At 44.8% G+C, this 20,885-nt stretch carries 14 protein-coding genes and 1 pseudogene; 2 read left to right on the top strand and 13 right to left on the bottom strand.

What is annotated here, in order from left to right; all coding sequences use genetic code 11:
- Positions 1 to 42: 42 nt before the first annotated feature.
- The 11 genes from NST58_RS16020 to NST58_RS15970 form a co-directional block, all read right to left on the bottom strand.
- Positions 43 to 1,074, bottom strand: a complete 1,032-nt coding sequence (locus NST58_RS16020) for a glycoside hydrolase family protein (RefSeq protein ID WP_179088137.1) — start codon at positions 1,072 to 1,074, stop codon at positions 43 to 45.
- Between the two features lie 16 nt (positions 1,075 to 1,090).
- Complete coding sequence (locus NST58_RS16015) at positions 1,091 to 2,290, bottom strand: glucuronate isomerase (protein ID WP_339248709.1); 1,200 nt, start codon at positions 2,288 to 2,290, stop codon at positions 1,091 to 1,093.
- 59 nt (positions 2,291 to 2,349) lie between these two features.
- Complete coding sequence (locus NST58_RS16010) at positions 2,350 to 3,912, bottom strand: extracellular solute-binding protein (protein WP_111504065.1); 1,563 nt, start codon at positions 3,910 to 3,912, stop codon at positions 2,350 to 2,352.
- A 209-nt stretch (positions 3,913 to 4,121) separates the two neighbouring features.
- Positions 4,122 to 5,948, bottom strand: a complete 1,827-nt coding sequence (locus NST58_RS16005; protein WP_339248708.1) for a histidine kinase — start codon at positions 5,946 to 5,948, stop codon at positions 4,122 to 4,124.
- Complete coding sequence (locus NST58_RS16000; protein ID WP_076276512.1) at positions 5,948 to 6,973, bottom strand: response regulator; 1,026 nt, start codon at positions 6,971 to 6,973, stop codon at positions 5,948 to 5,950. Before NST58_RS16000 ends, NST58_RS16005 begins: the two co-directional genes overlap by 1 nt.
- A 170-nt stretch (positions 6,974 to 7,143) precedes the next feature.
- On the bottom strand, positions 7,144 to 8,007 hold the full coding sequence (locus NST58_RS15995; protein WP_076125649.1) for a carbohydrate ABC transporter permease: 864 nt from the start codon (positions 8,005 to 8,007) through the stop codon (positions 7,144 to 7,146).
- An 18-nt stretch (positions 8,008 to 8,025) separates the two neighbouring features.
- On the bottom strand, positions 8,026 to 8,919 hold the full coding sequence (locus NST58_RS15990) for an ABC transporter permease subunit (RefSeq protein ID WP_076190487.1): 894 nt from the start codon (positions 8,917 to 8,919) through the stop codon (positions 8,026 to 8,028).
- 179 nt (positions 8,920 to 9,098) lie between these two features.
- A complete protein-coding gene (locus NST58_RS15985) occupies positions 9,099 to 11,459 on the bottom strand; it encodes a glycoside hydrolase family 95 protein (RefSeq protein WP_076280648.1) in 2,361 nt (786 codons plus the stop codon).
- Positions 11,460 to 11,629: 170 nt separating this feature from the next.
- Positions 11,630 to 13,444, bottom strand: coding sequence for a hypothetical protein (locus tag NST58_RS15980; protein WP_076280649.1), 1,815 nt, complete (start codon positions 13,442 to 13,444; stop codon positions 11,630 to 11,632).
- 289 nt (positions 13,445 to 13,733) lie between these two features.
- Positions 13,734 to 14,717, bottom strand: coding sequence for an aldo/keto reductase (locus NST58_RS15975; RefSeq protein ID WP_076184577.1), 984 nt, complete (start codon positions 14,715 to 14,717; stop codon positions 13,734 to 13,736).
- Between the two features lie 15 nt (positions 14,718 to 14,732).
- Entirely contained in the window at positions 14,733 to 15,323 is a 591-nt protein-coding gene (locus NST58_RS15970; RefSeq protein WP_339248706.1) for an SDR family oxidoreductase, read from the bottom strand.
- 156 nt (positions 15,324 to 15,479) lie between these two features.
- Here NST58_RS15970 and NST58_RS15965 point away from each other — a divergent pair, with 156 nt between their 5' ends.
- Positions 15,480 to 16,388 (top strand): AraC family transcriptional regulator, encoded by a 909-nt coding sequence (locus tag NST58_RS15965; protein WP_076278454.1) that lies wholly within the window; start codon positions 15,480 to 15,482, stop codon positions 16,386 to 16,388.
- Positions 16,389 to 16,977: 589 nt separating this feature from the next.
- Here the strand turns inward: NST58_RS15965 and NST58_RS15960 are convergent.
- Positions 16,978 to 18,255, bottom strand: a complete 1,278-nt coding sequence (locus NST58_RS15960; RefSeq protein ID WP_339248703.1) for a family 43 glycosylhydrolase — start codon at positions 18,253 to 18,255, stop codon at positions 16,978 to 16,980.
- Between the two features lie 143 nt (positions 18,256 to 18,398).
- Between NST58_RS15960 and NST58_RS15955 the strand changes: the two genes are divergently transcribed.
- Positions 18,399 to 19,262 carry an AraC family transcriptional regulator gene (locus NST58_RS15955; protein ID WP_339248701.1) on the top strand — a complete coding sequence of 288 codons (864 nt, stop codon included), beginning with the start codon at positions 18,399 to 18,401 and terminating at the stop codon, positions 19,260 to 19,262.
- 460 nt (positions 19,263 to 19,722) lie between these two features.
- Here the strand turns inward: NST58_RS15955 and NST58_RS15950 are convergent.
- A pseudogene (locus NST58_RS15950) lies at positions 19,723 to 20,704 on the bottom strand (aldo/keto reductase).
- Positions 20,705 to 20,885: the final 181 nt, after the last annotated feature.

Raw genomic sequence — 20,885 nt, 5'->3', positions numbered from 1 at the left:
TTCCTCCTGTTAACACTGATGATATTTATGAAATTCAATTTTTTAAAACGTTGTCCGTAGTGGAATGACCATATTCCAAGTGTGCTTCGCATTTCGAAACCCTCCCGGTCCATCTGCTACTGCAGCGAATAAATGGGTAGGGACCCCTTCTTGAAATAATAGGAACGGACGTTCAAAGCTGCCCATCCACTGCTCTGTGCCGTCCTCCCAGAGTACCCGCCGGGAATACGATTGCGTTGAATCAGCCAGCTGCCAGTCGGTTCCATCCGTAGATGATGCAAATATCCCACCGTGCTTTTCTCCACATATCCGGCCATCCATATCCTTGGCGATCATTTGGTACCCGTCCGTGGTCCGCCAGATAAATGGATCTTCAATATGAGACCGCTCTGGTGGAAACAGCGGTGCGTTGTTAATTACTTTATATGGCCCTTCGTCCTTAGATGAACCGGCAATGCCAAGCGTCATCTGTCCATAGGAATTGCCCTCATATTTGCGGGCTTTATATACCAATAGCAAGGAGCCATCTTCGCGGATACAAGGAGCCGGATTGGATGTGAGGAAGCTGTCGAACCTGCCCGGACGTGTAGGCAGAATAGGTGCGTCCATCCTTGTCCATGGTCCGAATACACTGTCGGCTATAGCTAAGCCAACACGTTTGTTGGCACGAGCGGCAATCACCCGATAGTCGTCAAATTCCACTGTTTCATTAGGCTGCGGCTCAGCGAATGGATGAGTGGAACCCATATAATACAACAGATACTTATCACCATAACGAAGGATATGCGGATTATGGGTGCTTCGTCCGTCCCAGTATTCCGCTCCCCTTGCGGGTAGTACGGTTTCTTCGTACGTATAAGGTCCTTCCGCGTTATCGGCAGATGCGCGGACAATTTCTGAGCGGAGTAACCATCCCGGATGCATCGGCAGCCACTTCGGCCAACGGGATGCAAATAAATGAAAACGCCCATCCTCGCCACGCACAGCTGATCCGCACCACACCCACCAATCCTCCATGCGGAACCCTCCGTTCAAAGGAGCAGGCAACATTCGGTCCATCAATGAAAAAGTCATTTTCTCCCTCCACGGCTTATTGCTTTACATCTGTTAGTCCATAACGTTTAGCAGCACTGCCATGTAGCCATTCCGCCGCAATATTCAGCGCCTCCTCCCGGCTGATCCAGCCTTCCGCTATTTGACTTTCCAAAAATCGCGCAAGTATTTTTTTAACGATCAGCAGCTTGCCATATGTCCATTCGATACAGCGCGCATCCGAGACAATGAGCGAACACTTGAGCGGGGCGAGTGCCTCTAACCGATACTGCATGCTCTGCAAATAGGTACTGGGTCTGAAGTTATACCACCACATCCCACCTACATGAACGTTAGGGAAATTCCATCCAGCCTGCACAATATCCAGGTTATTTAATTCTGAAGCCACCACCAGCTCAAACGAAATGGAATACCGTTCAAACAAACCATACAGTTTAACAATCCGTAGCGGATCGTTAACTGGCGCAGCCGATGTATTACACCATCTGCGTTCGACGCCGAGAAACAGCTGCAAGAACATTCCTCTTACTTGCAGTTCCGAACAGATATGATGAAGGAGCAGCATCATGATTTCATCCGGTCCAGTTACGCTGCTAAGATTGTAAACATCATGAGCATTGGCTTCAAAGGCAGGCAACGTAGTCATGATTCCCGGACAGCCCATCGTCTGATATGAGTGCAACTGCTCGCTAATAAACTTTTTCGCTAGAGTATAAGCCGCTTCCCGGTTGGGATCAGAGGCATCTGCAATATTCTTTGCCAGCTCAGGCAGCCAGGAGTCAATTCGAGGAATCAGTAGAGCGTTTTCTCTCATGTGTGCAAAGTTGGCATGCTCCGAACGGTTTACAATAAACCGCTGCACATGCAGACGGTCAGCTACGTTTTGCGCCCAGTCGGGATCGTTACTTTGCTGTTTAACCGTTATATCCGCTTTGAACACCGACTCTGAATCAGTGATGGAGATACCGTACAAATCTTTCATGATTGCTGTAAAAGCACGATTCATCATCGTATTACGGGAAGCGTGGTAAGCTCTAACAAAAGAGTCAGCCCGTTTCTCTTTCGAAAGTTGGTCCGCATCCGCCGGATATCCTGCTGACTGAAGCTCTTGGTTCAACCAGAAATAATCGGCTATTTCCCAGAAGTCAGCCGCGTTTAGCTTATCGCCGACGAGATGGGTATGTGTATCGATTACAGGAAGACGCATGATTTCATCACACAAAGCAGTTTGACTCATTGATCTCCCTCCTAACTGGCAGGAAGCCCTTCGAATGAAGAGGCTTCCTGAGAATCTATCTATTTCCGGCTTTGCTGATTAAGAATTCCCTCATTATTTTTGTAGCGTTCTGTTGCTTCTTTTAAGATTTCTTCGCCGCCCTTTTGCTTATATTCCTCGATGACTTTTGGGAAATCGCTAATCGGTTCTTTGCCATAAATCATTTTGACCATATGGTCTATGATCAGTTTTGGTGCCTGATCGGGACGTTTGGAGGCAAGATCAGGGAACTTGCTGAAAGACTCCAGATCAGGTACAAATCCGATGCCCCCTAAGCCTTCTTTACTCAGAGTTTCATCCAATGCTTTCAAAACATCTTTACCACCCGTAAGCAGCTCAGTTCGTTCGCGGTTGATTGTTCCGTCTCCTACCCAGCGCAGCTGTGTGCGGAATTTCTCTTCATCTTGGGCAGCCTTGTTCTCTGGCAGCTTATAATCAACTTTTCCGTCTTTTACCGTGTAATTCTCGCCTTCAATCCCAAAGCTATAGAAATTACTGGCTTCCGGGGTCTGCATCCATTCAAACATTTGGACAATCCGGGCAGCCTTTTCTTTACTGACCTTATTGTTGATATACAGTGAGGTATTGACCGAACTATACAAACCGTATCCTTTTTGTCCATGGTCACCGGTTGGCGACGAGATAATATCCACTTTCGCTTCCGGATTGGACGCGGCGATCTGGGTCCGGAAATCCAGGAGATTCTGCGCATTAGCTGTCCAGATCCCTGCATTGCCTGCAGCAATATTTTCACCATACTGTGCCGTTTGAATTGTCGCAAAATCCTTCTGAATGAGGCCTTCGTCATACATCGTCTTGTATACGTTCAGTGCTTTTTCCATATTCTCGGAATTATAAAATTTGGGTACGATCTCTCCATTATCCTCTGTAAACTGATAGCCAAGCGCGTCATATGCACCAAATGCGATATCTGCATACTTGAAGTTCTCACGCATCTGATAAGGAGCGCTCACACCGAGTTTCTTAAAAGCGCGCAGCACATTCAAGAAATCCTCAATCGTTACTGGTACCGGAAGGCCTGTTTTCTCCAATAAATCAGTTCGGATAAAGGTAGCACGTCGAGACGGATTGCTGAGCCAAGTCGGAATGCCATATATTTTTCCATCGTAGCTGACTTCATCCCATGCTTCCTGCGGGACAACCTTCATCAGGTTGGGCGCATTCTCCTTCAGCAGATCATCCAGCGGCATAAAAACACCAGCCTGAACCGACCCAGCCATCGATTTATCCGTAGCCCCTCCGACATTTTGTACGACATCCGGAATATCACCGCCAGCGAACATAACAGCCATTTTGGAATCAAAGTCCTTCAAAGGAATTAACTTAATGTCTAAATCGACATTCGCCCGTTTCTCCAACTCCTTGACCCACTTATCAGTATTAATGTCTTTAGAACTTTCCGTGTAAGCGTTTCCGCTTGTGTTTAACGAAATACTAAATTTAAGCGGTTTTGATTCGCCTGCTGCATCGACGTTACCGTCCGATGTTTCATTGCTTCCGCATCCTGCGACGAGACTTGAGACAAGCGCCGTGGATAGGATCAGACTAACCCATTTTTTCATCTGGATAATCCCCCTTATTAGTATAAAAAGGTTTTTGGTTTACCTGTACCCATCATAAAGCTGTATCAACAGCACTCCCATGGGGTGGATTATTGTGGGATGTGTTTTTTTGTGATCGGTTATCGTTTTAAAAAAAGGCCATCCCCAAAAGTCCGCGGTTCGGACCTCAGGACAGCCTTTTGATCCTCTTTCTCTTCGGCGATTAGCACCTATGCATTAAGCACTTGATGTTCCTTCCTTCCGGAAATCGGCATTCTCATGATCATGCGTGTTCCCCAATCTGGACTGCTTTCTACGTCAACGCCGAATTCTTCTCCGAAGACAAGCTGAATCCGGCGATGAACATTTTGCACACCGATGCCGCCTGGGCTTCCTTTCCCTTCCTCCACATCGGCAAGTCGATTTTCGCTCAGTTTGAGGCGAAGTTCTTCAAGCCGCTCCGGGGTCATCCCGCTGCCATTATCCGTAATGCTGACCCAGAAGATATCGCCATCCTCTCCAGCATCAATCGTAATTGTGTGATAATCTTCAACACCATACCGAAAGGCGTGCTGGAACACATTTTCCACAAGTGGCTGTAAGGTCAAGCGAACCATTTTGCGCAGAAGCATTTCAGGCTTTATCCGCACATCGATTTCAAACGGCCTTCCGATCCGGTGATTGATAATGACCATATAATGGATGACATGCTTCAGCTCATTTGCTACGGTTATCTCTTCAAGATTGGTGCGCACCGAATAATGCAGCATGTAGGACAGGGCTCCGACAATTTCTGATATTTCATCTGAATCCTGAATTACTGCATAGCAGACCACCGTTTCGAGCGTATTGTATAGAAAATGAGGGTTGATCTGCAGCTGTAAGGATTGGAATTCGGCCTTCTGCCGCTCAGCTTCCATTTCCTTGTTCTTCAGTTCTGACTGATACACGGTGTCCACAAGCTCTGACAGGCGGGTTACCATCAGATTGTAACGAACGATAAGCCCAGTGACCTCATCCTGGCTTTTCGGAAGGGAGATTAATTCCCAATTTCCTTTTTCGGTCTGGCTCATTCCTTTCATCAGTATACGGATGGGTGTAGTAACGGACTTACCAAATCGGCTTGCCAGAAACAGCGCTATCATAAATGTCAAAATCGCGACAACAATAATATAATTCCGGATGGTAATTAGCGGCTTTTGCAGCTGAGTGTCTGGGATGGATACAACCAGATGCCAACCGGAATATTCCGCATTACGGCTGATATAAGATTTTTCCACGCCCTCTGCCGAACTGCGGAACATCGCCTCTCCTGCTTGCTCAATTTGCTTGCCAAGACTATCGGGAATCAACGTCCCTACTTTGTTTTGATCGTTATGATATTGAATCCTGCCTTCGCCATCTACAATAAAAAAATAGCTTTCGGGACCAAGATCGATTCCTTTCCATAACGTAGAGAGCTCCTCCGCTTTGACTTCGATGCCTACGAATCCTTTCATCTCTGGTGACTGAAGACCGCGAATGCTGCGGATTAAGGTCAACATCGGCGTTTGATCCCCACGGATACTGTAATTGATTACATTCAACTGTCCACTGACATCTGTATGTTCTTTGAAATACCGGATCTGTCTAGCGGTGTCTTCCTGTGTAAAAGATGGCGCTGAACCGCCATTATAATAATAAAGCGCATTCCCGGAATACCCGATAATATATAGGGCTTCAATCTCGGGATTGCGAATCCATACAGGTTCAACAATAGCATCGCGAATATCGGTCGTGTAGCGGTAATTTTCATATTCCTCACGATCTGCTGATAGATCAATATATCTTTTAACTCTCAAATCCGTTAGTAGCGCCACGGTCGACCGTTGATAGGATGAAATATATAGATTGGTATGATGAACTGCATTATTTACGATCTGAATCATTTGGTTTTCAGTGCTTGCCTGCAATTGCTTGGCAGAAATGCTGTAAAAGGAAATCCCCAGCGCTGACAGGGAAAGTAAGATGACAATGGTAAAATAAAATAGCAGCTTCCGGCTGAGGGTTGCTCTCATTATTCAATGCCAAACGAAGCACGGTATTCCGAAGGTGACACACCCACGAGATTTTTAAATGTCTTCGTAAAATGAGGATAATCCTCGTAACCTACATGAATCGAGATGTCACTGATTGTCATGGTGGGTACGGCAAGAAGTCTGCGCGCTTCCTCCATTCGTCTCCGGATCCGATAGTGTACGAAGGTTTCCCCCGTCATTTTTTTGAATAATGCGCTGAAGTAGGTGCGGGCAAGTCCCACCCGTTTGGCTACTTCTTCTAACGACACATCCTCAGCCAGATGTTTATCAATGAAAGCTTTTGCTTCTTCAACCGGGTCCTTATAGTTGCCTTTGCGAGTAAGTTGCAGCTCCGCAAGTATACCGTTTATTATCGCGACAAATGCTAACATCGTTTCTTTTTTCGTATTGGCGGCTTTCACATCTCCGCAGCACCGGGACGGAGGCTTCCAGCCTCGGCGTTCCAAGCGATCTACGATCATTTGCAGACAATCATTCAGCACTGCATCCATGCTAAAGACGTTCAATCCTTCAAATAAACCGGATGTTTCTCTTTCATCAAGCAGACGGTTAGTCTCATCACGTTGCAGCAGCCAGATGTGTTGTTCCAGCTGTTCGGCCCAATCCACGTATTTATGAACAGGAATAATGCTGCCTGTCATGCCTGATATCAGTTCTCTCAGCATATCATGCACATCCTGCTGGAGAACCGGCTTCAGTAAATACCGTTTAACGCCATAGGCCATTGCTCGTTGTGCATATTGAAAGTCATTGTACCCGGAAATGACTGCCACCTGGACATGACTGTAATCACGGTGAATTCGTTCACATAAATCAAGGCCATCCATCCGCTTCATGCGCAAATCTGTCAGCACTAAATGCGGTTCTAGCTTTTGGATAGTTTCTAAGGCTGCTTCGCCGTCGTCGGCTGTATAAATCGCGGTGAATGAGACCGGATAACGCTGGACCATCTTCACCAATCCTTTTTGAATGACAGGCTCATCTTCTACAATCAATACTCGCACTTGTATCAAATCCCTTCCGGAATGGAATCAGAATCAGTTGTCTTGTGGTATGAAATTGATTTGAAGTTGCGATATTTGGCAACGCTTCCATTTTGAGTTTGGATTATATCTTACCATATTTTGATAAGCAGATGGCTGTTTCTTTTAAAGGATGATGCAAGCTGATTGATTTAAGACTTAATAGATCCGATTAACATCCCTTTGATAAAATACTTTTGCAGAAACGGATACACGATAATAATCGGTATGACGGAGACGACAATAACTGCCATTTGCACACCTGCCGGAGATACCTCATTTACGTTTTCTAATAAGCTGCCCGCTTGCCCAAGGTCGTTACTCAGTACGATTTCCCGAAGCCGCAGCTGAAGTGGATAAAGCGCTCGTGTATTGATAAAATACAACGCCGATGAATAAGAATTCCAATGGGATACCGCGTAGAACAAGCCCATAGTTGCCATAACAGGTTTGGACAAAGGAAGGATGACGCTCCACATCGTGCGCAGCTCTCCCGCTCCATCCATTCGCGCGCTGTCTATCAGCTCAGTAGGCAGGGCTGAGAAAAAAGAACGCATGATGAACAGGTTATATGCACTGATGGCCGATGGGATGATTAATACCCATAAAGAGTCGATCAAGTGCAAGTTTTTGATGACCATATAGTTCGGTATGAGCGGAGCGTGAAATATCATCGTAATTAGGATTAAAATCAGAACTCCTTTGCGCATCGAATATTCGGATCTGGATAAAGGATAGGCCAGTGATGCAGTTAAAATCAGATTAATAAGCGTTCCGACAACGGTAATAAATATACTTACCATGAAAGCTCTCCAGATGGAGGTATCCCCAAGAATAACTTGATAATTCATAAGCGTCCAATCTACAGGGAATAGCTTAACCTCGCCTGCATTAATGGCATGAGTGCTGCTAAATGATTTGGCGAGCACATGCAGCAGAGGGAAGACCATCAAGCACCCGACCAGCATCAGAAATATATAGTTGAAAACGTCAAACAGGCGACCTTTATTTTTCATTTACTCTTCGACTCCTTTCTAGTAAAGTCCATCCCCTGATGCTTTTTTACTAAGCGTATTCCCGATCATGACTAGCAACAGTCCGACGACCGATTTAAAGAGGCCTATAGCTGTTGTATAGCTGTATTGCTGATCAATAAGACCCACTCGGTATATATAAGTATCGAGAATATCTCCATTGGTCTCATTAAGCGAATTGATAAATACAAACACTCGCTCAAAGCCAAAATCAAGGAAGTTACCGATATGAAGCAGGAACATAATCATGATAGTGGGCAAGATCGTCGGGATCGTTATAGATAAGGTTTGTTTCCAACGATTTGCTCCGTCAATCCGAGCCGCTTCGTACAGCTCAGGATTCACAGCAGCGAGTGCGGCTAAATAAACAATAGTTCCCCATCCACTGTCTTTCCATATGCCTGTTCCAACCAGGATGGTACGAATATACGAGTCCTCGCCCAGAAAATAAACGGAGTCGAGCCCAAAAGTATTTAAGATCTGGTTCACGATACCTGTCGTTGGGGACAAAATGCCAATCATAATCCCCCCAATAATGACCCATGAGAGAAAATGGGGCAAATAAACGACGGTCTGCAAAATCCGTTTATAGAAAGCTTTTCTCACTTCATTAAGAAGGAGGGCGAATATTATGGGAACCGGAAACGCAAAGACCATATCATATAGGCCGATCAGGATAGTATTTTCAAGAATTCTCAAAAACTCTGGATAGGTGAACATCCGCCGGAACTGATCAAGGCCAACCCACGGACTGCCTGTAAAACCTTTGAATATGTTGTAGTTTTGAAAGGCCATGATGGATCCCGCCAAGGGTAAGTATTTAAATACGATAAAAAAAATAATGCCCGGAAGTGAAATGAGATACAGCGCTTTATATTTGCGCAAATTGGTCATTCGTCTTTGGAATGGGGAAAGATCTGGCCTGCTCGCTGGCAATGCGGCTGGCACTTGTTGTGGCATAAATATCGCTCCTTTGGTTGCAGTTTGGATTTTGTTGTATGGCTAATGTTAATCCAATATCCAGGTCTTCAAAATGGAGATTTTTCGGCTTGCCTGTGTTTTATTACGATTGACTATTGTGCACGAATCTTGCGGGACTTCCCTGCAACCGAAGAAAAAGTATATTCGAAGCCCTGACCATTGCTAATAAGAAATTGTTCTGGCAGATCGAGCGGAACGGCAGACCAAATTCGATATTCAGCGGTAACCGTAGAGTGAACCGTCGCTTCATCAAGCTTTCCTTGGCTCCAAGAAAGATCAACGGTAAAACCACCTCTTGCTCTCATCCCCCTTATGCTGCCTGAAGACCACTCCTTAGGAAGGGCAGGTAATAGTCGAAGTTCTCCTCGTTGGGATTGCAGCAGCATTTCTGCTACCCCAGCTGCTCCACCAAAGTTTCCGTCTATTTGAAAGGGTGGATGGCAGTCTAAAAGATTCGAATACGTGGAGGAGGTTAACAGTTTAATTAAATGCTCATAGGCTTCCGCACCCATACCGAGACGGGCATAAAAATTGACGATCCATGCCCTGCTCCAGCCGGTATGACCTCCACCTCCGTCAAGGCGGCGTTCAAGCGTTCGCCGGGCTGCTGCGGCAAGCTCAGGGGTGTGCCTCATGTCAATCTGTTCCCCCGGATGTAATGCGAACAACTGAGAAATATGCCGGTGACCTGCGTCTTGCTCTTCGTAGTCAAACAGCCATTCCTTAATCTGTCCATGACTGCCCACACTCGGCTGTGGAATGTGTTCAAGCGTCTCATGTAGTTCAGAGAGAAACATTGTATCTTCTTCTCCGATAATTAATGCCGCTTCTGAACAGGCGGATAGCAATGTATATGCGATTTGCAAATCCATGGATGGTCCCATACAGAGGCTGCCGTTGCTTCCGTCCGAAAGTAGGAAGCGGTTTTCCGGGGAGACAGAAGGCCCAGTAATTCGTAAGCCACCTTCCTCTACCATGTAATCAAGCAGAAAAATCGCTGCTTCCTTCATCACTGGATAGGCCCTTTCCTTGAGAAAAGAAAGGTTCAGTCCAAACCGGTAGTGTTCCCACAAATGAAGGCATAACCAAGCAGCACCCATTGGCCAGACCGTGCAGGTAATTAGGATGCCTTCTGGTCGGGTTTCCGCCCATAAGTTAGTGTTATGATGAGCAACAAAACCGCGACAGCCATACATTTCTTTTGCCGTTTCTTGACCGTTCAACTGCATCCGTTCGATCAGATCAAACAGCGGTTCATGGCATTCAGCCATATTTAGGACTTCGGCAGGCCAGTAATTCATCTGGAGGTTAATATTAATTGTATATTTTGATTCCCATGGCGGGGTAAAGCTATCATTCCATATGCCTTGCAGATTAGCAGGCAACGTACCTGGTCGAGAACTGGAAAGCAGTAAGTAGCGCCCATACTGTACATATAGTGCAACTAGTCCCGGATCACCAGACTCATTGGGATTGCTTCTTTCATCTTTTGCTTGCTGTAAACGCTGTAATCTCTTATCGGTAGGAAGCTCAGCGTACGGGTCTCCATCCTTAGTTAAATCGATTGAAAATCGAGCAAACCGGGACTTGTATTCCTCCTTATGCTGCTTTATTAGAGTTGCAAAAGACTGAGCCGTAGCTTGATCCAATTGCTCTAGACAGGCTTTTTCAGGTTGATCTACACGGAAGGTACTCTGCGCTGCCAGCATAAGGGTGACGGAGTCTGCCCCCTCAATAGAGATGTAATCCCCGATGAGCCTCTGGCGGCCCCCTTGTTGAACTGCCCTTAGTGCTGTGCAAAAGCGAACGCCATCCGCTCCGCATTCCCCATTCATTAAAACTGTGTTTGCAGGACCAGTGCTACAGCCGGTATCGAACGGACGACGCATAAGATTCGCAGCCAACGTGATCTTGCCAAGTCTGTCAGCTGTCAATCGGACTAGCAATACACCGTCCGGTTCACTTATAAAATATTGCCTGTAATAGCGAACCCCGCCACAACGGTACGATACCGTAACGACCGCTTGCTCCAAGTCGAGCTCCCGCTCGTATTTTTCTATAACCTCACTGGAATCCAGAAACTTTAAAATCAAATCTCCAAGTGGCTGGTACGGCTGCTCATATTTTGGTGAAGCAGTCATAGCCATTCGTGCCAAATGTTCTGCCTCCGCCTGCCTGCCGTCTTTCAGCATTTGCCGAATCTCTGTTAAATATGGCTGAGCTGCAGGATTAGCTGCACGTCCAGGGCCGCCGTACCAAATTGAATCTTCGTTAAGCTGGATTTTATCTTGGCCGATCATACCGGACACCATTGCCCCGAGGCGCCCATTTCCTATGGGAAGAGCCTCATTCCAATTTGACGCCGGGCTTGTATACCATAATCGAAGACGTTCTGATTCCTGCTTGGTTGCCGGTAATGCTACCTCTTGTTTCGCTCGTCTTCTTTCACTCAACTCTTGTTCACCTGGCCTTTCCTATTTTCAGTTCATATCATTCGTCAGTAACTCCACTTCCTATGCTACTCTTGATCCTGATGTCTCTCCATGGCATAGATTGTTAGGGGTTGTGTTTTTTTATGATCCAAACTAAAAAGGATGCGGAAAATTCCGCACCCTACTGTAAATTATTTTTTTATATTATTGAGCGCATTTCGACCTAAACGTTCCATCAGCTGCTGCTTGTAGAGACTATTAATGACGACATGTTGACCGCAACTGCACCAATATCCATCTTCACGGGGCCGGGAATCATAATCGTTAGGAAGCAGTCCGGGTATCTTGCTACCAACATGGCCAATGGCGTAGTTTTGAGCGGTTGGTGGCCGCTGTAAAGTGAGCTCTCCTTGTGTATTCCAAGTCACATAATTCGCACCTGCCCAGCCATGTCCGCTGCCTAACCACGCCCTATCCCGAATAGAGATGGGAGCTTTGATATTATCGAACAGGCCTCCGACTGACCAGCGATGATGAGGTTCACTGGTGTTATAATTTTCAACAGCTTCTCCATCCAGAAATACATTCGGCCCCGGTACCCAGCTATCGACGGTGAACGCATGCCGCGCCGTCTCTGTATAAATACGTTGAGCGAGATTTAGCTGGCCCATCTGATGTATGACATAACGGCGACCCCCAGTAACCACACTGATCATATCGTACATTTGACAGTCCTGAACCGTAACCCATTTGGAATAACGCTTCATTTGAACGAGAGAATAGGACAAATGGTAACCTCTCACCTCTCGAACCCAGCCATTCTTCACACTGTTGAACACGACGAAACGTTCAGCATGTTTTTCGTCCGCATAATAAGGATCTGTTGTATCGTTATCCATCTTAATATCTATAATGCTTGGGTCAAAATCGGACTCTACCCTCATTTTCTCTACCCCCACCTGCTGAATGCGGGCATGGTCTGTATATTTATAGATCTCTCCGCCGCCCCACTGACGTTCGATAGCATTCGCCAATGGGGCATCGACCGTAATCGTATTACCTACAATAGCAGTGATGACTCGGTCAAAATCCAGATTGAACGGTGACCATTGGGTTACGGTTCCACCCGGGCGCTTATAGATGTTATCCATACCAATTTCGTGAATCCAGTTTTTATTACCTATTCTGCGGACTATGATCTGATCGCCTACATTGTAAGCACCCCCGTCTTCTACATGGAAAGAACGCGAGCCTGAGGGCACATACAAATCTGAAATCATCTGCTTCGAGTTGCTGTCCAGCATAAGATCTGCATTTTCACCAATTTCAATTAGATTTCGCAGTTTCGCTCCGGTACCATAGAGAATAGTGCCCTCTTTGTCCTGACCTTCACCGCGAAGGACGATCCCGCTTGCTTTAATGAACAACGTGCCTCCGACTTCATATCTGCCTTTTTTCAAAAGGACTGCCCCGCGGAATCCGTTCTTATCGAGCGGGAGCATAGCCAACTGGTCAATTGCCACCTGAATACGGTCCGTCGCGTCTCCGTCCAAGGGTAGAACGGTCGACTTAACGGGAATATTCGGGATCTCAACACCACCACCCCTATAACCCGCATTAGAAAAGTCCAAGATCCGATTACCTCGATAATCACCGATATACATCATCATTCCATCGTTACCAAGGAAAGCGATTGTGCTCTGTCCCGCGGGGATGCTCTTTGGATCCAGCACGGTAAAATAATATGAGTCATACTGAGGAGCTTTTCCGTCCTGCTTGAGGGTCATTCGCAGTTCATAAGTACCCAGTAGATCAGCCGTGCCTAACGGTGTCCATTCCATTAACGAGTCTTTAACCATAGGAGTCTCAGGCAACTCAGTCACCAGTTTCGTTCTATCAAAAATCAATTCACAGGCAACCCTTCCGTTAACACACGGTGTGAAGGAAACCGTCGGGTACACCTGACTTGGATTGAGGATGGCTGGTTGGCCAATTTCAGTATTCATGTGCGTATGCTTCAATGTGGAATTAATAATAAAGAGTTCATCTCCTTTTCTATATTCACTCTCACATATCGGATACATATTACCTTGGCTTAAGAAGAATTAACATGTCATTTTTATCGATTGGAATGTGTTTTCTTATTCACCTATTTATGCAAACCCTTGCACCCGCATGGTGCTGAGCAACGATTAAGCCAAACTAAAGACAAGTTTCTAAAGGCACTAAATGGTAGATGAAAGTTTAGCTTAGGTAAAAAAAAGGCGCGATCCCCAAGGGTATCACGCTTTTTATCTAGCTTAGATTTCCTATAACTGGGTGTGGCACATAAGGCTCTTCCAGACTCGCTATTTCACTTGGCTCCAGCTTCACTGATACCGCTGCAACGGCGTCCTCCAGATGATTTGCTTTGGTTGCACCAATGATAGGCGATGTTACTTGCTCTTTTTGCAGAACCCAAGCAAGCGCTACTTGGGCACGTGGAATCCCGCGCTTTGCCGCAATTTCGGCAACTACCTCAACAACCTTGCGGTCAGCCTCAGCCATTTTTGCATAAAATGCCTTTCCGACTTCGTCTATCTCTGAACGAGCTGTTTGTTCATTCCAATCACGGGTTAGTCGACCTTTAGCAAGCGGACTCCATGGGATCACACCGATTCCTTCTTCCCGGCAAAGAGGCAACATTTCCCGTTCTTCTTCCCTGTAGAGTAGATTCAAGTAATTTTGCATAGAGACAAATTTAGTCCAACCGTTACGCTCAGCAACATGCTGTGCCTGCAAGAACTGCCAAGCATACATAGAGGACGCTCCAATATATCTAACTTTACCTGCCTTTACTACGTCATGAAGGGCCTCCATGGTCTCTTCGATAGGAGTGTCATTATCCCAACGATGGATCTGGTATAGGTCCACATAATCTGTGCCCAGCCGTTTTAGACTGTTGTCTATTTCGGTCATAATCGCTTTGCGTGAAAGTCCTGCTCCATTTGGTCCCTGATGCATCCGGAAAAACACCTTTGTAGCAATGACTACCTCATCGCGGCGAGCGAATTCTTTTAAGGCACGTCCGACAATTTCTTCGCTTGTTCCGTCAGAGTATACATTAGCCGTATCAAAGAAGTTGATGCCAAGCTCCAGTGCTCTTTTAATAAAGGGTCTGCTCTGCTCCTCATTTAGCGACCACGGAGCCATTCCACGTTCAGGTACTCCGTAACTCATACAACCAAGACAAATTCTAGATACATCCAAACCAGTACGACCAAGTTTTGTATATTCCATTAGTTTGTGTCTCCTTTAGATTTTGGGTTTGTTTACTCCTAAACTGCGGCGAATTTCCATATCTGGTGACTCGGCCAATTTAACAACTAATGCAGCCACACTTTTTCGCGACACTTCTCTCCCTTTAAAAGGTTCACCTTTCTGAGTTGTTTCGTAGTCTATCTCGTCTTTATAGGTAAACCATCCAGGTCTCAGAATTGTATAGTTAAGATTTGAAGCTTCAATAATTTCTGCAGATTTACGATATGGATCCAATATACTGCTGTACTTCTCTCCTGGAACTTCATCGTAAATGCCCATTGAGCTGATAAAAATCAAACGTTTAAGACCAGTGGTGTTCATTGCTTCAACGATGGTCTTAGACATTTTCTCCAAATTACCTGCCAGATTAGCATAAACAACATCTTGCCCGATCATCGCTTCTTTTAATTGCTCACTATCCAACACATCTCCTTCAACTACTCGAGTGCGGCTGGATGTTATATGGCTTAATCTGTCCGAGTTTCGGAGATATAGTGTTAACCGGGCATCGGTTTCGTTCAAAAACAAATCAATCGCATGACGTGCAATTCCGCCGTTAGCGCCTAAGATCAAAACATTGCTCAATTTCAAAACCCCTTTCTTAGTTCTAATTATGCGATAAATGAAGGGGACGCCGTTATCTCAATTATCTTAAATGATTGCCTATTCCTCTCACTATCACTAACACAAAAGATGTTTTTACTTTATAATTGAATAAGAACAAAACATTAGGAGGAGCACATGTCTAAAGAATTACTAGAGCGGAAAGAAGAACTCGCCAGATTGATTGAACATCATTCGAGCCAGGATGGAGTATATGAGACCGCTATCCCCTCATTGTTTGTGATTCGTAACTCCAATGTGACCGAGCCAGTATACAGAGTATACAAACCTTCTTTATGTTTCATTGCGCAGGGAACAAAGGAGATCTTATTGGCCAAGGAGCGTTTTGAGTATGGTCCCGCAAATTATCTAATATCATCAATGAATTTACCCGTTATCGGTCAGATTATAAAAGCTTCTCCCAACGCACCCTATTTAAGCTTTAAGCTAGAATTCACGCAGAGTCAGATTTTGAAAGTACTAAATGATTCCGAATTTAAACTCGCTCCGAAAGAAAATGCTAAGCGAGCTATGTATGTCGGGCAGATAGAGTTATCACTATTGGATGCGATCCTGAGATTGGTACGTTTGCTGGATGATCCCAAGGACATTCCGTTTTTGGCTCCGATTTATACTGATGAAATTCTATACCGGCTTCTGCAGGGACCCTATGGAGTTACACTCGCTCAAATTGCGATGGAAGGTAGCAGCACCTACCGCATTCGGGAGGCCATCGAACAGATTATCGAGAACTGTGATAAACCTTTGCGGATTGAAGAGCTTGCTGAAACAGCCAATATGAGTATTTCTTCGTTCCATAGACACTTCAAAGAGGTAACTGCCATGAGTCCTATTCAGTTTCAAAAGCATCTGCGCTTACAGGAAGCTCGCCGCCTTTTATTATCTGAATCAGCGGATGCAGCGGATGTCGCGTTCCGTGTTGGCTATGAAAGTGCATCACAATTCAGCCGCGAATATTCTCGGATGTTTGGTTCACCCCCTAGAGCAGACATCAAGCGTTTGAAGGAAGATATGCTCATTGGATAAAAGCGAACGTGTTCTTCATTCACAATATGGAACTATCAGCTTAACACCAACTTGTATGGGTAACCTTTGCGCACACGCTGATTCTATCGGGCTGGTCCTATCAGGCTTATCCTATCAGGTTTATCCTATCAGGCTTATCCTATCTGCTGATCACTATCGGACCCAGGGGACCTTAAACGCAGTATTATCTCACATTTGGGATGCTAAAGGACCGCATAGCCGCTATTGGCTCAAAAAACACTCAATATGAATCTATTTCGAAGTAATAGCTGCATTGGGGTCCGAAACTATGCTTAAAAAGTGATAAATACGCAAATAACGTCCTCTGAGTCCTTAAGCCTAAGAGGTTGATAAATACAAGCTGAGGCAGACAACCAACGACGACAAAAAAACAACGATATCCAAACAACAACAACAACAACAACAACAACAACAACAACAACAACAACAACAACAACAACCAAAAAACAACTAAATCCAACAACCAAAAAATACAAAGCAGCGATTCATCCATACTTGGAGAATCGCTGCTTTGTATTTTTCACAAGCTAACACTGCTTTTTCTGACGATCACGTAGCCGACCGCCTTTTATTTCTTTTGATAACTAAACCAATCATAATAAGCAGTTGTTCCATAAGGAGAGTAGTTATACATGCCGAAGAATACTCCAGTAAATCCGCCTGCGACTTCAGTAGATATCAAGTGTGTCTCGGCTTCGCCAAGCAGATGCCATATTTGATCCACACCTCGATAGTAAAATATATATTTTTCAGGTAATGCCTGGATTCTCAATTCTACCCCTGTTCCTTCGAAAGCCGAAGAATATGCCACATCACTAATGCTCCCTACCTGTCTGCGCAGCGCAATAACATTTTTATCTTCCATCTGCGTTAGTCCAATTGCGTAGTGATACTTCTGATCCATAAAAACTACAAGACCAGCTTCGTCACTCTCAAGAGGGCTAAATTCCATTTTGGTGGTAATTCCACAATTCAAATGCCGCTGTCTACAGCCAATAAAAGCAGGCGTACCCTTCTCATTTAATCTCACATCTGATCCACGTAAAGCTAGCCACCCTCCCCGTTCCTGCAATGACCAATCCACCTTATTAGCATTACGAATGAAATTCCAGCTCATTCTTAGGTCAGATTGATCAAAATCGTCGGTTTCAGGCTCTTCTTCCCACGGCATTGGTGAAGGCAGGTCAGCTTCCATTTCTAAACCAACCACTCCGTTATCACCAATCATTGGCCACCCCTCCTCCGTCCACTGAACAGGAGCCAAATATGTCTCTCTGCCAAGATGATGACGGTAAGGATAACCTACTGGTCGAATCCCCAGAAATACCGCCCACCAGCTACCATCCTGTGCTTCAACTAAATCGGCATGCCCTGTAGCTTGAATGGGGTAATCTGAACTTCGATGTGTCAAAATGGGATTGTGAGGAGACGATTCATAAGGCCCATATGGCGATCTACTTCTTGCAATAGTCTCCATATGTCCATACTCTGTCCCACCTTCCGCACACATCAAATAGTAGTAATCGTTTATTTTGTAAAGATGTGGACCCTCAGGGAATTTCCCTCCGCTATCCTGATTTGTCGTAACCATATAAAAACGACCGTTATAATAACGAAGAGTCGGCGCCCAAACACCTCCGGACACCACGGATTCATCAAATTGAAGCTGATTCTCACGAGTCAAACAGTACCCAAGCTGCTTCCAATGCACCAAATCCTTGCTGTGCCAAATGGGTATTCCCGGAGAATAGGCAAATGAACTGTTTACCAGATAATAATCCTCGTCTACTCTGCAAATGCTTGGATCTGGATAAAACCCCGGGATAATCGGATTGTTATATTTCATGTAGTATTCTCCTTCTCTATCTTAATCACTGAAACCTATGTCAAGGATTATACTGCTTCCACTGGATAGAAAGCCTTGATTATTCGGTCCTAAAATAGCATGATATAGACATTCATCTAGACAAGCTTTTGGAGGGTAACGAGTTGAGTGAATTTTATTTAAAATGGTTTACATCTGATCGTCAATTTCCATTTTTTATTCAATACGGCTATCACGACGAAGACACCGATCTACATAGACATGCGGACTTTTCAGAGCTCGTAATTGTATTGAGTGGCACAGCTACACATATTGTTAATACTGAGGAGTCTTTTATCAAAAAGGGAAATGTGTTTGTAATTAATGGTTCGACCCCGCATGCTTTTAAAGATCCTCAGGATTTCAAGATCTGCAATATTATGTTTCAGCCTGAAATGCTATCGACAGCTGGGGCAGATTTGCGGACATCCAACGGCTTTCAAGCCTTATTTGTGTTGGAACCCCTGTATCGCCATAAACATTCCTACACAAGCAAACTCAGCTTGCCGATTCCTAACCTGGAGTATGTCTCTTTTCTCATTGCGGGCATGATTGAAGAATATCACAACAAGCTACAGGGTTATCAGACCATGCTGGGCTCCAAGTTTATGGAACTGGTCGTCTATTTGTCCAGACAATATGACCAACAGGAAAAAGGGATTCAGGGGAACCATCTGATGCATTTGGCGAATGCACTCTCATATATGGAAGATCGTTATCTTGAGCCGTTAACACTGGATCAGATCGCCAAACATTCGGACATATCAGTCAGACACTTAAACCGGATCTTTCGCTCCTACTATCAGACAACCCCGATCGCTTATCTTCATCGTTTACGTCTGGAACGGGCTTGCGGGCTATTAAAGCATTCTAATCTCAGTATCACCCAAATCTCACATGAATGCGGGTTTAGTGATAGTAATTATTTTACTCGCCAATTCACTAAAATCTATGGGATGTCACCCAAGGTCTATAGGAACAAGCTTTGAGTGTAAAAAAAGAACACCATGCAGCGATTCTCCTATTATTGGAAAATTACTCCCTGGTGTTTTTGAATTAATGCGCATTACCTGATCAGATTATGGGCAAGTGAATATAAACAGACTAATGGTCGCTAATCGCTTTTAACAAACCTTGGACTTGAAGCGATCGGAAGTTCCTCTCCGCATTCTTCTAGCTCTACGTCTTAATCGAATCTGGAAAATAACTGCATTCTATACACTTATTCCGTACGCAGAAAGAACCTTCATACTTTAATTGCACTTTATACAACTAAAAACAACCAAACCTACCTAATGGGTAGAAAATCAAGGAAATAGATGTACGAAGTACACTTATATCCCCGAGCTGAGTGATTTGAAGGAATATAGCTGTACAAAATACAGTTAAACGTTGGTAAACATCGCTGACTTCGGCTCTACGGGATTATCCTCCCCCATTGATTTTTTATTAATTAAAACCAACGATGGAATGTGGTACATAAGGCTCCTCTAAAAACGCAATTTCTTCAGAGGTTAAAGTAATGGATAACGCACCTACGGCATCTTCGAGATGCGATGTTTTTGTAGCCCCGATGATAGGTGCCGTAACAGGTTCTTTTTGAAGCAACCAAGCAAGAGCGATATGAATCCGTTGAACACCGTGTTTTTCGGCGATTGTCGCAACTCGCTCCACGACTAATTGATCGGTATCGGCAGTTCCATCATATTTAGATTTTTGAATCTGATCAGTTTCTGAACGATGAGTTGATACCGCCCAGTCTCGCGTAAGTCTTCCTGATGCAAGGGGACTATAGGGAATAACACCAATATTCTCTTCCTTACAAAGCGGCAACATCTCTCGTTCTTCTTCACGATAGATAAGATTGAGATGATTTTGCATAGATACAAATCGGGTCCAACCGTTTTTCTCCGCTACATATAACGCTTTTTGAAACTGCCAAGCATACATTGCTGAGGCACCTATGTATCTTGCCTTACCAGCCTTCACTACATCATGAAGAGCTTCCATCGTTTCTTCGATAGGTGTGTGATAATCCCAGCGATGAATCTGATATAGATCTACATAATCTGTTCCCAATCTCTTGAGACTCTTATCAATCTCACTCATAATTGCTTTCCGGGATAATCCTGCTCCGTTCGGACCTTCATGCATACGGTTAAAGACCTTAGTTGCTAAAACAATCTCGTCTCGATTGGCATAATCCTTAAGCGCTCGTCCAACGATTTCTTCACTCGTTCCATCGGAGTATACATTCGCTGTATCAAAAAAATTAATACCCAGGTCAAGCGCTTTTTTTTATGATAACACGGCTCTGCTTCTCATCAAGCACCCATTGATGGATCCAACGTTCGGCAACGCCAAAGCTCATACAACCTAAACACAGTTGGGATACGTCCAGCCCCGTTTTTCCAAGTTTTGTATACTTCATATATCTCGAATCCACACTTTCCAATTAAATTGTAATATCCTAATGCCCTGTCTTAAAGGGGTACATATTAATTCATAAAACAGCTCCAACGCATACCGATGAAAAGGAACTGGGGAATAGTTAACACTTCCAGCAGTACATTGCACCTAATCGATGATTTAAACGGCGTTTGAATAAACTG

This window comes from Paenibacillus sp. FSL R10-2796, from assembly GCF_037965315.1.
Taxonomy (GTDB): Bacteria; Bacillota; Bacilli; order Paenibacillales; family Paenibacillaceae; genus Paenibacillus_AQ; species Paenibacillus_AQ odorifer.
The sequence above is the reverse complement of the archived record's forward strand: the minus strand, read 5'-3'. Positions and strand labels throughout refer to the sequence as shown.